Annotated in this window: 12 protein-coding genes; 3 read left to right on the forward strand and 9 right to left on the reverse strand. The window is 65.7% G+C overall.

The genetic code is table 11. The features are described 5' to 3' along the window. Positions 1-55: 55 nt before the first annotated feature. Positions 56-691, forward strand: coding sequence for a LysE family translocator (locus PGC08_RS14720; protein ID WP_271708753.1), 636 nt, complete (start codon positions 56-58; stop codon positions 689-691). A gap of 6 nt (positions 692-697) precedes the next feature. Here PGC08_RS14720 and PGC08_RS14725 read toward each other — a convergent pair whose 3' ends face one another. The 8 genes from PGC08_RS14725 to glmS form a co-directional block, all read right to left on the reverse strand. Then, on the reverse strand, positions 698-1159 hold the full coding sequence (locus PGC08_RS14725; protein ID WP_271708754.1) for a GNAT family N-acetyltransferase: 462 nt from the start codon (positions 1157-1159) through the stop codon (positions 698-700). A gap of 24 nt (positions 1160-1183) precedes the next feature. Continuing rightward, positions 1184-1867, reverse strand: coding sequence for a tRNA (adenosine(37)-N6)-threonylcarbamoyltransferase complex dimerization subunit type 1 TsaB (gene tsaB, locus PGC08_RS14730; protein ID WP_271708755.1), 684 nt, complete (start codon positions 1865-1867; stop codon positions 1184-1186). Continuing rightward, positions 1864-2502 carry a tRNA (adenosine(37)-N6)-threonylcarbamoyltransferase complex ATPase subunit type 1 TsaE gene (gene tsaE / locus PGC08_RS14735; protein ID WP_271708756.1) on the reverse strand — a complete coding sequence of 213 codons (639 nt, stop codon included), beginning with the start codon at positions 2500-2502 and terminating at the stop codon, positions 1864-1866. Before tsaE ends, tsaB begins: the two co-directional genes overlap by 4 nt. After that, positions 2502-3725, reverse strand: a complete 1224-nt coding sequence (alr, locus tag PGC08_RS14740) for an alanine racemase (protein WP_271708757.1) — start codon at positions 3723-3725, stop codon at positions 2502-2504. The genes tsaE and alr overlap by 1 nt, the downstream gene beginning before the upstream one ends. 69 nt (positions 3726-3794) lie before the next feature. Further along, the gene (locus tag PGC08_RS14745) at positions 3795-5423 is read right to left on the reverse strand and encodes an NAD(P)H-hydrate dehydratase (protein WP_271708758.1); all 1629 of its coding nucleotides are present in this window, start codon (positions 5421-5423) and stop codon (positions 3795-3797) included. Between the two features lie 10 nt (positions 5424-5433). Further along, positions 5434-6729 (reverse strand): M20 metallopeptidase family protein, encoded by a 1296-nt coding sequence (locus PGC08_RS14750; protein ID WP_271708759.1) that lies wholly within the window; start codon positions 6727-6729, stop codon positions 5434-5436. 57 nt (positions 6730-6786) lie between these two features. Then, complete coding sequence (locus PGC08_RS14755; RefSeq protein WP_271708760.1) at positions 6787-7209, reverse strand: holo-ACP synthase; 423 nt, start codon at positions 7207-7209, stop codon at positions 6787-6789. A 10-nt stretch (positions 7210-7219) separates the two neighbouring features. Further along, entirely contained in the window at positions 7220-9094 is a 1875-nt protein-coding gene (gene glmS, locus PGC08_RS14760; protein ID WP_271708761.1) for a glutamine--fructose-6-phosphate transaminase (isomerizing), read from the reverse strand. Positions 9095-9195: 101 nt separating this feature from the next. On the opposite strand from glmS, the gene coaA reads away from it, so the two are divergent. Beyond that, on the forward strand, positions 9196-10233 hold the full coding sequence (coaA, locus tag PGC08_RS14765) for a type I pantothenate kinase (protein WP_271708762.1): 1038 nt from the start codon (positions 9196-9198) through the stop codon (positions 10231-10233). 126 nt (positions 10234-10359) lie between these two features. Continuing rightward, a complete protein-coding gene (locus PGC08_RS14770) occupies positions 10360-12222 on the forward strand; it encodes an ABC transporter ATP-binding protein (RefSeq protein WP_271708763.1) in 1863 nt (620 codons plus the stop codon). Between the two features lie 106 nt (positions 12223-12328). Here the strand turns inward: PGC08_RS14770 and glmM are convergent, their stop codons facing one another. After that, positions 12329-13681 (reverse strand): phosphoglucosamine mutase, encoded by a 1353-nt coding sequence (glmM, locus tag PGC08_RS14775; RefSeq protein WP_271708764.1) that lies wholly within the window; start codon positions 13679-13681, stop codon positions 12329-12331. Between the last annotated feature and the right edge of the window lie 72 nt (positions 13682-13753).

Consider the following 13753-nt stretch of genomic DNA (forward strand, 5'->3'; position numbering starts at 1 on the left):
GATGTAAGCTGAAGCAGCATCCCCGCCGCAACGACGAACAGTTCGAGAGACAGACATGGATTCACACCAGCTGTTGGCATGGGCCCTCGTGGCCGTGATCGGAGCTGCCACACCCGGGATCGATCTCATGATCGTCCTGAGGTCAACGCTGCTTCACGGCAGGCGCTCCGGTTTCGCAGCCGTCATCGGAGTCGAAATGGGTCACGCCGTCTGGGCGATTGCCAGCCTCATCGGCCTCACAGCCCTGCTGGCGGCGTCCACCCTCGCCTACGACGTGGTGCGGATCGCCGGAGCCTGCTATCTGGTCTGGCTCGGATGCACCGCGATCTGGAAATCGCTGCCCCGCAACCGAGCAACGGCCACCGAGGCTGAAGATCTTCCCTCCCAGAGCGCTGTCAGTGCGGTCCGCAGCGGCATGACCGGCAATCTCCTCAACCCGAAGGTCGGGGTCTTCTACATCAGCATCCTGCCCCAGTTCCTCCCGACAGTTCCGACGGCCGCCGGATGGGGTGTGCTGCTCGTGGCCATCGCACTGACCATCGGCACAGTGTGGCACGCCGCCATCGTTCTTCTTGCCACCCGTGCCCGCGGCATCCTCACCCGTGAACGGGTCAAGATCTGGCTCGATCGTACGAGCGCCGCGGTGATGATCGCCCTCGGCGTGCGCCTGGCGACCGAAGCTCGGGCGTAGACCGACTTATGGGTGGAAGCGCATGAGGATCGCGTCGGCACCCGGGTAGTAGTCGGGGCGCCTGCCCCATTCGGAGAATCCTAGGGAACGGTAGAGGCCCAGTGCCGGTTCGTTGTGCTCATCAACCTCGAGATGCACGGCCTCGGCTCCTCGGCTCAGGGCCCAGTCGATCCCGGCCCGGAGCATCCGTCGCGCGATGCCCTGACCACGTCCAACCTCGGTGGTGGCAATGGTCATGACGTCCGCTTCACCGCCGGCGGCTGACATGACGATCCACCCGGCCAGCGCCGAGGTGGGGGTCCGTGCCGCGAACATCGCCGTTCCAGCCTGAGCCTTCACAGCCCAGTAGTAGCTCAGCGTCCACGCGGTGGGGCCGAAGATGGCGGCATCATGGTCCGCGACCTCGTCGAGATCCCACCAGCGCAGTTCGTCGATGCCGGCCTGTTCGTGCGGCGCGCCCGTGCTCATCTCCCGGCACTCATTTCAGTGGGCTCATTTCAGTGTGCTCTCACGCATAGGTGTCGACTTGGCGTCGGGCTCGCGCAGGTATTCGGGAACCGGTTCGACCAGCTCTCGCCCGGCCGCGATCTCGCTGGCTGCGGCGAACGCGAGGTATTCGGCGCGTGGGTCGACGATCGCAGGGAAGCTGGACTGCCCGAGGACCTCGGGATAGAGGAGAAGTCCGCGGCCGAGGCGGCCACTGATGTCCGTCTGGCCTGCAGCTGCGAGGACATCGTCGACCTCGGCCGGCTTCGCGACGAAGGGTCCGGCCCGCAGCGACGCGTCCGAGCTCTCGTAGACGCTGAAATAGACCTCTTTGCGTCGTGCGTCCGCGGCGATGAGCACCGGCCCCTGGGCCTGAGTATTCGTTCGACGCAGCTCCTCGGCGAGCGCGGCCTGGGACAGAAGGCCCTTGACCGGGATCCCCCGAGCCTGACCGACCGCGATGGCGGCGGCGATGCCCACGCGCAGCCCGGTGAATGGACCCGGACCGATTCCGGTGACGACGAGGTCCGGCTGGGCCGAATTCGCAAGCACCTTGGCCAGAGCGGGTCCGATGAACTCGACGTGCCTGCGCTGATCATCGGCTTGCTCTACCGCCAGGACGGTCCCGGATTCGGTGTCGACCAGAGCCACGGAGGCGGTCTGGGAGGTATCGATGCTGAGTATGATCACTGGCGCTCCTCCTCGTCGGCGGACCCATCTGACCCGTCGAATTCGCTGAACTCGACCGGACCTGCCAGGGCCCGGAGCGAGTCTCTCACCTGCTGCAGCCGTGCATCCCAGGAGCTGCCGTGGCCGAGCAGTTCGACGAGGCGGCGTTCGTCCTCGTCGGCGTCATCCTCAGCAGCCTCCTCGTCAGCCTCGGTGACTGCGTTCGATCCTGCCGCGCCCTCTGCTCCATCTGCTGCGTCCGCGGCGAGGTCGAACATCGGCGTGATCGTCAGTCCGAGGTAGTCGCTGCTCAGCTGTTCGGCGAGCCCGGCACCCCATTCGACGACGGTGATCGACTCGTCGAGTTCCGAGTCGAGGTCGAGGTCCCCGAGCTCCTCGGCGTCGGAGATTCGGTAGGCATCGACGTGCACGAGTGCAGGACCGTCGCTCAGTGAAGGGTGTTCGCGGGCGATGACGAAGGTGGGTGAGGTGATTCGCCCGGCTACTCCCAAGGCCCGCCCCAGGGACTGCGTGAATGTCGTCTTCCCCGCGCCGAGGTTGCCGCTGAGGATGAGGAGGTCACCTGCCCGCAGGTGCCCGGCGAGCGCTTCGGCGAAGGTCCTCATCTGGTCAAGCGACGTCAGCTGAAGTTTCATCACAGACCTCCGCCTTCGGCAGGATGCGGCTCCACTTCCACGCGGTCGACGCGTTCACTGATGCGGGAGACGACCTCGTAGTTGATCGTATCGGCCCAGGTCCCCCATTCGGCCGCGCTGGGACCGTCGGGGCCGAAGATGACGACCTCATCGCCGATGGCGACCTCGCCGGCACCGACCTCGACGATCATCTGATCCATCGCGATCCGACCGATGACGGGATAGCGGGTGCCGCGGATGGAGACCTCGGCCCGATTCGATGCCGAGCGGGCGAGCCCGTCGCCGTAGCCGCCGGGAACCAGCGCGAACCGGGTGTCGGCCGCCGCCGTGAACGTGAGTCCATAGGATGCGCCGTGACCGCTGGGGACGTCCTTGAGATTGACGATCTGGGAGACCAGTCGCATCACCGGCACCAGTCCCAGATCCTGGGCAGTCTGATCCTCGAGCGGGGACAGACCGTACAGTGACAGGCCCACCCGAGCCGAGGTGCCCGGGAACGGTGAGAGTGTCAGCGCGGCCGGCGAATTCGCAATGTGGACCTCGAGTCCATCCGATTCGCCGAGGCGGCCCCGGGCCTCGTCGAGCACCGCCGTGAGTTCCCGGTGGGCTGAGTCGAAGACGTGCGTCTGCTGCGCCGTCTCGACACGTTCGGGTTCGTCCGCGACGGCGTAGTGGCTCATGATGCCCACGATCTCAAGACCGTGGGCATCCGCACTCACGTCTGACTCCTCCGACTCGGGCCCGGTATCCAGGCTCCGCAGCTTCTCGAGTGCACGCTTCCAATCCGCAGGAGCCAGGCCGTTGCGTCCGAGCCCGGTGTCGACCTTGAGGTGGAGGCGGGCGGTGGTGTTGGTGCGGCGGGACGCGTCTCGCAGTCGGTCGAGGCTGTCGACGGTGGACACGCCCAGCTCGATGCCGGCGGCGACGGCAGCGTCGAGGTCGGTGGTCGGTCCGTACAGCCATGCTGTGATGGTGACCTCGTCTCCCAGCAGCTCGCGCAGGTGCAGCGCCTCGCTGATCGTGGCCACGCAGAAGTCCCGCCACCCGGCGGCGAACAGCGCCGGGGCGACGATGTCGATGCCGTGGCCGTAGGCGTTGGCCTTGACGACGCATTTGAGTCGGGCGGGGGCGAGCCGTTCGGCGAGAGCCGCGGCGTTGGCCTGCAGCGCGGCCACGTCGATCTCGGCCCTCACCAGCGCCCCTGAGGTATCAGTTGATGTCACTGGATAAGAATACCGTGGACCGTCATCTTTCATTCCGACAGGGACCCGCTGACTCGACCAGGGGCCCGCTCACTCGATCAGGGATCCTCCGTGGATGAGCTCCCCCGCCACCTCGGCGACGGCATCGCCGAGTGCTCCGGCGTTCACGGCCCGTCGACCCGCAGCATTGTGCACCAGCACGCCGAGTCCGACGATGTGGGCCAGTTCGCGTTCCGGGAGCGCTGGCTCATGCTGATTCTTTGCGTGGAAGGTCGCGACCAGAGCACCGATGATCCCGGCCAGCACGTCCCCGGACCCCGCGGTGGCCAGGCTGGCCGGTCCGACCTCGGGGAGCACGCAGAACCCGTCCGGGGCGGCGATGACGGTCTGGTGTCCCTTGAGCAGGACGATGCAGCCGCTGGACTGTGCGGCTCTCTGCGCCCAGCCGATGGGGTCGGCGTTGATCCGGCTCGAGGTGATGATCTCGCCGAGGAGGCGGCTGAGCAGCCGCGCCAGCTCACCGGCGTGCGGAGTCAGAACCACGGGCCTCTCGGCCAACCATGTGCCCTTGACCGATTCTGCGCGTCCGACCATGTCCAGTGCCCCAGCGTCGAGGACGACGGGAACATTCGTTTTCGCCAACGCGTCGACGCAGGCGTGGACGTATTCGTCCTCCGGGTTGCCTGGGCCCATGACCACGGCGTTCATGCGGCCCGAGGCGGTGACCACCTCGGCGTGGAGGCCGATGACGTATTCGGCGACCATCTGGGATCCCAGGGACCGGACCATGCCGACCCCGCAGTTGACCGCCGAGGTGGTCGTCAGCACTCCTGCACCCGGGTACTCCTCGGACCCGGCGAGGATGCCGACGACTCCGCGGGAGTATTTGTGGCCGTCCGGTTGGGGGCGGGGGAAGTCCGCGTTGAGATCATCGGTGTCGACAACCTCGGCGGTGGCCTGGTCCTCGTGCAGTTCGAGACCGATGTCGACGAGATGGACAGTGCCGGTGAATGCGGCGACGCGGGGGTCGATCAGCTCGGCTTTGAGTCCGCCGAAGGTCACGGTGTGGTCGGCGTGGATTCTATCTTCGGAACCTGTTTCGGCCGGGGACAGATCAGACGGGATGTCGACAGCGATGAGCGTCGACGTGTTCGTCGTCCTGGTGGTGAGGCTGGCGTTGGCGGTACGGCTTGTGCCGGCGGAGTGTCGCCAGTCGCGGATGAGCGAGGCGATGTGCTCGGGCAGGCCGCGTCGGCCGCCGGTGCCGAGGATGCCGTCGAGGACGAGATCGGACCGGGAGAGTTCCCGCAGCACGTCGGCGCGCAGATGTGCCCCAACCTCGGCACTGCACCGGCCAGGCGCCTCGACGCTCGGGTCAGCGGTCTCTTCGGGACTCGGGAAGCCGATGACACTGGCTCCCGCCCGACGAGCCGCGGCCAGTCCCTCATCGTGGGTGGCGTCGAAGAGTGTGACGACGGTGATGTGGGCCCCGCGCCGGGCCAGTCCCGCGGCGGCGAAGAGTGCGTCTCCGGCGTTGTTGCCGGGACCGGCGAACACGCACACACGGGAGCCGAAGATCTGGCCCCGAGACTCTCGCAGCACATCGGCGCAGAAGCCGGCCAAGGCGCGAGAAGCGCGCGCCATAAGGTCGACGCCCGCGTCGAGAAGGGGCCGTTCGGCCTCGACGATGACGGTGCTGGGGTAGGCGAAGACTGACATCAGTACCTCCTCATTCCTGGGCCAGGCGGGTGAGTCTGCGTCCGGCCAGGTGGGCCAGGAACAGTGCCTGATCGGCCAGTCCCTCGTCACTGTGACGGGCTCGGGGCGAGTGGTTGGCTTCGCGTTCCTCGACGGGCAGGTTCGGCAGCGCCACACCGAAGTGGCCGTACGCGCCGGGGACCTGCTCGAGCACGCGGGAGAAGTCCTCGGAGCCGGGGATCGGGTTCGGTCGGACAACGGCGCGGTCGGATCCGAAGAGGTCGGCGAAGGTTTCGAGGAAGAAGTCGGCTTCGTCGTGATTGTTGATCGTCGGCGGCAGCACTCGCTCGTAGTCGACCTCGGCTTCCAGCCCGTGGGCGGCGACCAGTTCGGTGACCAGCTGCGGCAATTCGGCCTCGGCTCGTGTGGTGACCTCATCGGAGAAGGTGCGGATGCTGACGACGAGCTGCGCGAAGTCGGGGATGACGTTCGGAGCGGTGCCGCCGTTGAACTGGCCGACGGTGATGACCAGGGGGTCGAAGATGTCGAAGCGCCTGGTCACGTATTCCTGGAGCTGACCCACAAGCATCGCACCGACCTGGATGGGGTCGCGGCCCGTTGCCGGGCGGGAGGCGTGGGTGCCTTTGCCGCGGACGGTGATGGACATCTTCGAAAACGCTGCCATGTACGAGCCGCGTCGGCAGTAGGCGACGCCGAGGTCCTGGTCTGCGGAGACGTGGATGCCGAAGGCGGCCTTCACCCTGGGTCCCGCGGCGTCGAGGACACCCTCGTCGATCATCTTCCCGGCCCCGTCATAGCCTTCTTCGCCTGGCTGGAACATGAAGACGACGTCTCCGGGCAGGGAATCCCGGTCACGGTGGAGAAGTTTGAGGGCACCGACCAGGCCGGTCGTGTGCAGGTCGTGGCCGCAGGCGTGCATCCGCCCGCTCGTGGCCGCGAAGTCGAAGCCTGTCGCCTCCGGCACGGGCAGGCCGTCCATGTCTCCGCGCAGCAGCACGGCGGGCACGACACCGGTCGAGTCCTCGGCGCGCTGACCACCGCGGAGGACGACGACAAGCGAGGAGAGTCCGTTGCCCTTCGTCACCTCGATGTCGAGGCCTTCGATGGCGTCGAGGACAAGCTTCTGGGTGATGGGCAGATCAAGCCCCACCTCGGCGTTCTCATGCAGTGCCCGGCGCAGAGTGACCAATCCGTCCGCGATGTCTGCTGCGTCCTCGGTGGTGGGCAGGTGGATGTCGAGGGCGGTGGTGGGCGCAGTGCTAGCGGTCTCGGTGGGGGAAGTGTCGGTATTGGAAGGAGAGCTCATGGTCTGAGTCTATTGCCGACCGCGCCGAGGTGGTGCCGAAGTCCGGAAGCCATCTGCCTACCCGAAATGCTCCGCATCCCATTCCACGCTGGGACTCAGCGATGGCCCTTCGCCTTCGACGATGACGAAGGTCATGGTGAGGTTCGCGTCATGGGTGATGGAGAGGTGGATGTTCGTGGCGCCGATGCGGTGGAAGTGTTCGAGCACGAGCCCTCGCAGGCGGAATGAGGGCGCACCGGACCGGGCGGGGACCACCTCGGCGGATTGCCAGGGCAGCCATCCGGGGAAGCCGATCGCCTTCTTCAGCGCCTCCTTGGCGGAGAATCTCGCCGCCAAAGAGGCATCCGTACGACGTTTGCCATTGCGTTTGAGCTGTTCGGCAGGGGTGAGCAGGCGATCAAGCAGTTCGGGAACGCGCTCGATGTGCTCGGCGAACCGAGGCACATCGGCAATATCAGTCCCGATTCCCAGAATCGCCATTTCGCTCCTATTACTCCACGGTCACGGACTTGGCCAGGTTGCGTGGCTGATCCACATCGAGGCCCTTGGCCGTGGCCAGTTCCATCGCGAAGATCTGCAGCGGAACCGTCGTCAGCAGCGGCGCCATGAGCGTCGTCGTCTGAGGAACGTAGATGACCTCGGAGGCGAACTCGCGGACCTCTTCATCCCCTTCCTCGGCGATGACGACGGTGTTCGCGCCGCGGGCCCGGACTTCCTGGATGTTCGAGATGACCTTGGCGTGCAGCGAATCGCGGCCGCGCTTGCTGGGCACCACGATGATGACGAGCTGGCCGTCGTCGATGAGCGCGATCGGACCATGCTTGAGCTCACCGGCGGCGAAGCCCTCGGCGTGGATGTAGGCGAGCTCCTTGAGCTTGAGCGCACCCTCCATGGCCACGGGGAAGCCCACATGGCGGCCCAGGAACAGCACAGAGCCGACGTCCTGGTTGCGACGGGCGAGCTCGAGCACCTGCTGCTTGCCGTTGTCGAGGACGCTCTGGACCTTCTCCGGAATGGTCTGCAGCTCCTCGAGGATGGTGGTGATCTCGTCGCGGAACTTGTTGCCCCGCAGCTGTGCCAGGTAGAGGCCCAGCAGATAGCAGGCCACAACCTGGGACAGGAAGGCCTTCGTCGAGGCGACCGCGATCTCCGGACCGGCGTGCGTGTACAGTGCGGCGTCGGATTCGCGGGGAATGGTCGAGCCGAAGGTGTTGCAGATGGCGATGACCTTCGCGCCCTGCTGACGTGCGTGGCGCACGGCCATGGTCGTGTCCATGGTCTCTCCCGACTGGGAGATCGCCACGACCAGGGTCTTCTCGGTCACAACAGGGTCGCGGTAGCGGAACTCGTGGGCGAGCTCGACCTCGACGGGCACACGGCACCAGTGTTCGATGGCGTACTTGGCGACCTGGCCGGCGTAGGCCGCGGTGCCGCAGGCGATGACGACGATCTTGTCGATGGTCTTGAGCACCGTCTCGTCGATGTGCATCTCATCGAGGGTGAGCTTGCCGTCGATGTCGAGACGACCCAGCAGGGTGTCCGCGACGGCCTGTGGCTGGTCGTGGATCTCCTTGTCCATGAACGAGGGGAATCCACCCTTTTCCGCAGCAGCGGCGTCCCAGTCGACCTCGTACTGCAAACCGTCGACCTCGTTGCCGTCGTTGTCGGTGATGACCACTGAGTCCGGGGTGATGGTCACGACCTGGTCCTGACCGATCTCGACCGCGGTGCGGGTGTAGTCGATGAAGGCGGCGACGTCGGAACCGAGGAAGTTCTCTCCTTCACCCAGGCCGATGACCAGGGGCGAGTTGCGGCGTGCGGCGACGACCTGTCCGGGAGCGTCGGCGTGGACGGCCAGCAGCGTGAAGGCGCCTTCGAGCTGGGTGGCGGTCACGCGCATGGCCTTCGTCAGGTCACCGGTCTCCTGGAAGTTCTTGGCCAACTGAGCGGCCGCAACCTCGGTGTCGGTCTCTGACTGGAATTGCGCACCCTCGGCGATGAGATCGCGCTTGAGCTGAGCGAAGTTCTCGATGATGCCGTTGTGGATCAGCGCCAGCTTTCCACCGTCGGCCACATGCGGGTGGGCGTTGAGGTCGGTCGGTCCACCGTGGGTGGCCCACCTGGTGTGTCCGATGCCGGTCTGGGCCTTCGGCAGGGGGTTGACCTCGAGCTCGTCGGTCAGCGCCGAGAGCTTGCCCGCCTTCTTCGCGGTCTCCAGATCACCGGCAGGAGTGACAAGGGCGACTCCCGCAGAGTCATAGCCGCGGTATTCGAGCCGTTTCAGGCCGCTGAGCACCACATCGAGCGCCGAGTGATCAGCATTGTCAACGTCTGCTTTGGATACATAACCAACGATTCCACACATGAGTGGAATTTTACGCAGTCGAGTCAAGAAACGTGGAATCGACCTACCCGACCACCACCTCGGCGTTCAGCTCAGACATGACGCATGACACAATTGTGCCCATGTCTCATGTCGATCCCCTCCTTGACCGCGCGCGACGTCTGGCCGGCCTCAATACAGGACGCAAGCCCGAGGTCGAACCGACGTCCCCGTTCTGGGAGTTCGACCGCGACGTCTGGGGCACCCTGGCCCAGGCCACTCCCCTGCCGCTGAAGCAGCGTGACATCGAACGTCTGCGCGGTCTGGGCGATCGGATCAACCTCGACGAGGTGGCTCAGGTGTACCTGCCCCTGTCGCGGCTGCTCAACCTCTACGTCTCCGCCCGCCGTGCCAAGCACGACATGACGCGGGAGTTCTTCTCCCCGTTGCACGAGACCGGGCTCGAACCGCAGGAGGCCAAGCGCACCCCCTTCGTCATCGGCGTGGCCGGGTCCGTCGCCGTCGGCAAGTCGACGACCGCTCGTGTCCTACGCGAACTCCTGGCCCGCTGGCCCGATACCCCTCGCGTCGAGCTCCTCACCACCGACGGCTTCCTCTACTCGAACGCCGAACTCGATCGCCGACGGCTCACAGGGCGCAAGGGCTTCCCCGAGTCCTATGACCGGCGCAAACTGCTGCGGTTCATCTCCGCCGTGAAGTCCGGCTCCCCCGAGGTGCGTGCCCCCGTGTACTCGCACCACACCTATGACATCGTCCCCGGCGCCGAGGTGGTTGTCCGCTCCCCCGATGTCCTCATCGTCGAAGGCCTCAACGTCCTCCAGCCCGCCCGGCCCCGCAGCGACGGGACCTTGGGCCTGTCGATCAGCGACTACTTCGACTTCTCCGTCTATGTCGATGCCCGTTCCCGCGATATCCGACAGTGGTACATCTCCCGGTTCCTCAAGCTCAAGCACGGTGCCTTTCAGGACACGGACTCCTACTTCCACCGCTATTCGAAGCTCGACGACGACGAGGCGATCACCCTGGCCACGGAGATCTGGGATTCGATCAACTTCCCCAATCTGCGTGAGAACGTCCAGCCCAGCCGGGGTCGTGCCGACCTCGTGCTGCACAAGTCGGATGACCACACGATCCGCAAGGTCCAGCTGCGCAAGCTCTGAATGCTCGGGCGCTTGACGCTGGAACTTCGCCCTGAGCTGATTGAGAAATAGATCTGCAGCCTCGGAGGTTGAAATCTGTGAACGTTCGGACCTGCCCGGGAAGGGCCGGGTGAGGGAGGCGACGAGATGAGCATGCAGTCAGCGCACAGGGTGATGTACACCTCGGTGTCGAGTAAGAGAACTCCGCAGACCTCGATCAAGCCGGGCACCTACCGTCGCATCGCTTCGTTCGCGACCAGGCATAAGAAGAAGCTCATCGTCTTCCTCACGCTGTCCGTCGGCACGGCCGTCATCGGCGTCCTCAACCCCGTCCTCGCCGGTGACGTCGTCAACGCGATCACCAATGGCGGACCCGTCGAGACCGTCATCTGGCTGGCCGTGGCGATCGGAGGTCTGGCGATCGCGGACGCCGCGATCTCGATCTTCAACAGGTACCTCTCTTCGCAGATCGGCGAGGGTCTCATCTTCGATCTGCGCACCGCGGTCTACGACCATGTGCAGAAGATGCCGATCGCGTTCTTCAATCGCACCCGCACCGGTGCCCTGGTCTCCCGTCTGAACACCGATGTCATCGGAGCCCAGCGTGCGTTCTCCAACACGCTGTCGGGCATCGTGTCGAACTTCGTGTCCCTGGTGCTGACCGTCGGCGTGATGGTCACCATCTCCTGGCAGGTCACCGTCATGTCGATCCTGCTGCTGCCGCTCTTCATCATCCCCACCAAGCTGCTTAGCGGAAAGCTTGCCTCCCTGCAGTTCCAGGCCGCAGACAACTCTGCGAGCATGTCGACGCGGATGACCGAACGGTTCTCCGCGGGAGGTGCGACCCTGATCAAGCTCTTCGGCAACCCCAAGACCGAGAACGAGGAGTTCTCCGACCGTGCCGCTCAGGTCCGCGACATCGGGGTCAAGGTGGCCATGCTGCAGTCGACGTTCGTGTCTTCGCTGACGCTCGTCTCCGCCCTCGCCTTGGCCCTCGTCTACGGCATCGGCGGTGCCCAGGCTGTCCTGGGCAACCTCAACGCCGGCCAGGTCGTCACCCTCGCACTGCTCCTGACCCGGCTCTACACGCCGCTGACCATGCTGGCCAACGCTCGCCTGGACATCATGAGCGCCGTCGTCAGCTTCCAGCGCGTCTTCGAGGTCCTCGACCTAGTCCCCCTCATCAAGGAGCCCAAGGCACCGAAATCACTGCCGGAGGGCGGTCTTGACGTGACGTTCTCCAACGTCGACTTCGCCTACCCCAGCGCCGAACAGGTCAGCCTCGCCAGCCTCGAGGACGTCTCCGTGCTCGACACCAGAGGCGGCGACGAGGTCCTGCACGGACTGAACTTCACGATCCCAGCTGGGCACACCGTCGCCCTGGTCGGCTCCTCAGGCGCCGGTAAATCGACGACCGCCTCGCTGCTGCCCCGTCTCTACGACGTGACCTCGGGGTCGATCACGATCGGTGGGGTCGACGTGCGCGAGCTGTCGGCCCAGGCGCTGCGCAGCACCGTCGGCGTGGTCACTCAGGACGGGCACGTGTTTCACGAATCCATCAGGGCGAACCTGTCCTTGGCGAAGCCGGGTGCCACGGATGCCGAACTGTATGAGGCCATCGACGGCGCGCAGCTCCACGACGTCATCGCCTCGTTGCCTGATGGCCTGGACACGCTCGTCGGTGAGCGCGGCTACAGACTCTCCGGTGGTGAGCGTCAGCGTCTGACGATCGCCCGGATGCTGTTGGCCGCCCCAGAGGTGGTCGTCCTCGATGAGGCGACCTCCGCCTTGGACTCGACGAATGAGGCGGCAGTCCAGCAGGCACTGTCGCGGGCCATGAGCGGCCGCACCGCAATGGTCATCGCGCACAGGCTCTCCACGATCCGCCAGGCCGATACGATCCTCGTCGTCGAGGCCGGTCGCATCGTCGAGTCGGGTTCTCACACCGAGCTGCTGGCCCTGGGCGGGCGCTACGCGGAACTCTACGCCACCCAGTTCGCCGCGAGCTGAGCTGCGCAACCGCGAACGAAGCTCGGGCATGACAGAGGCCGCAGCGCTGTCTGCGACTGCGGCCTCTGCTGCATCTGGGAATTCCTACAACTGCATCTGAGAATTCCTACAGCCCCAGGTTGTCCTTGACGTTGGCGGCCAGACGTTCGGCCTGGGCCTGGGCGATGTCTTCGGTCTCGGCTTCGACCATGACGCGGATCAGCGCCTCGGTGCCGGAGGCCCGCAGCAGGACGCGACCCGAGCCTTCGAGTTCGGCCTCGACGGCATTGACTTCGGCCGTGACCTTCGGGTGGTCCACACCGTGTTTGTCGACGCCCTTGACGTTGACGAGCGCTTGGGGCAGCTGAGGGATCTCGGCAGCCAGGTCGGCCAACGTGCGCTTCGAATCGGCCATGCGCTTCATCAGGTGCAGGGCCGTCTGCACGCCGTCGCCGGTCGTGCCGTGGTCGAGCATGAGCACGTGCCCGGACTGCTCCCCTCCGAGGACGAAGCCGTCTGCCAGCATGCGTTCGAGGACGTAGCGGTCACCGACGGCGGTCTGGACAGTCTCAATCGAGTACTTGTCCATCGCATGCTTGAGCCCGATGTTCGACATCACGGTCGTCACGAGCGTGTTGCCCTTCAGCTCACCGAGCTCCTTGAGGCCGATCGCCAGAATGCCCATGAGCTGGTCACCGTTGATGACACGGCCCAGTGAGTCCACGGCCAGGCACCGGTCGGCGTCGCCGTCGAAGGCCACACCCAGATCGGACTGGGTTTCGACGACGAGACGCTGCAGCGGTTCGAGGTGAGTGGAGCCGACTCCGTCGTTGATATTGAAGCCATCGGGCTCGGCGGCGGAGACGATGACTTCGGCACCGGCCTGGCGCAGGGCAGCGGGCCCAACGATGGACGCGGCACCGTGAGCGCAGTCGACGACGACCTTGAGTCCGGACAGGGGACGTGTGCCCTCGGCGTCGAGGGACCGCACGAGCTTCTCCGTGTATTCGTCGGCAGCGGCGGGATAACGGGAAATGCGACCAACCTCGGCGCCGGTGGGACGGGCCCAGTCCTCGTCGAGGATCGCAAGGATCGAATCCTCGACGGAGTCATCGAGCTTCGTCCCGCCTGCTGCGAAGAACTTGATGCCGTTGTCCGGCATCGGATTGTGGGAGGCGGAGATGACGACGCCGAAGGCGGCACCGGTGTCCGCTACGACGCTGGCGATGCCGGGGGTGGGCAGCATTCCCGCGTCGAGCACGTCGACTCCGGCGGAGGCGATGCCCGCGGAGATTGCAGCGGAGAGGAACTCACCGGAGACTCGAGTGTCGCGGCCGACGACGGCGAAGGGGCGCTTGCCTTCGGGCCAACCGCGGGTCAGAACCCGCGAGCCTGCCACGGAGAGTTGGAGTGCCAGCCGGGCGGAGATGTCGCGGTTGGCAAGTCCACGGACACCGTCGGTGCCGAAGAGTCGTGTCATGGAAAGTCCTTTCCTCAATTTCCCGTCGATATTAGTCCATAGCGCCGCCGAGGCGGTGGTGCCGGACCGTAC

It is taken from the genome of Brevibacterium sp. BDJS002 (genome assembly GCF_028201555.1).
Taxonomy (GTDB): Bacteria; Actinomycetota; Actinomycetes; order Actinomycetales; family Brevibacteriaceae; genus Brevibacterium; species Brevibacterium aurantiacum.

Coding starts and splice junctions, on each gene's coding strand:
- PGC08_RS14720 (WP_271708753.1), top strand. CDS start 56: ATGGATTCACACCAGCTGTTGGCATGGGCCCTCGTGGCCGTGATCGGA.
- PGC08_RS14725 (WP_271708754.1), bottom strand. CDS start 1,159: ATGAGCACGGGCGCGCCGCACGAACAGGCCGGCATCGACGAACTGCGC.
- tsaE (WP_271708756.1), bottom strand. CDS start 2,502: ATGAAACTTCAGCTGACGTCGCTTGACCAGATGAGGACCTTCGCCGAA.
- PGC08_RS14745 (WP_271708758.1), bottom strand. CDS start 5,423: ATGTCAGTCTTCGCCTACCCCAGCACCGTCATCGTCGAGGCCGAACGG.
- PGC08_RS14750 (WP_271708759.1), bottom strand. CDS start 6,729: ATGAGCTCTCCTTCCAATACCGACACTTCCCCCACCGAGACCGCTAGC.
- PGC08_RS14755 (WP_271708760.1), bottom strand. CDS start 7,209: ATGGCGATTCTGGGAATCGGGACTGATATTGCCGATGTGCCTCGGTTC.
- glmS (WP_271708761.1), bottom strand. CDS start 9,094: ATGTGTGGAATCGTTGGTTATGTATCCAAAGCAGACGTTGACAATGCT.
- coaA (WP_271708762.1), top strand. CDS start 9,196: ATGTCTCATGTCGATCCCCTCCTTGACCGCGCGCGACGTCTGGCCGGC.
- PGC08_RS14770 (WP_271708763.1), top strand. CDS start 10,360: ATGAGCATGCAGTCAGCGCACAGGGTGATGTACACCTCGGTGTCGAGT.
- glmM (WP_271708764.1), bottom strand. CDS start 13,681: ATGACACGACTCTTCGGCACCGACGGTGTCCGTGGACTTGCCAACCGC.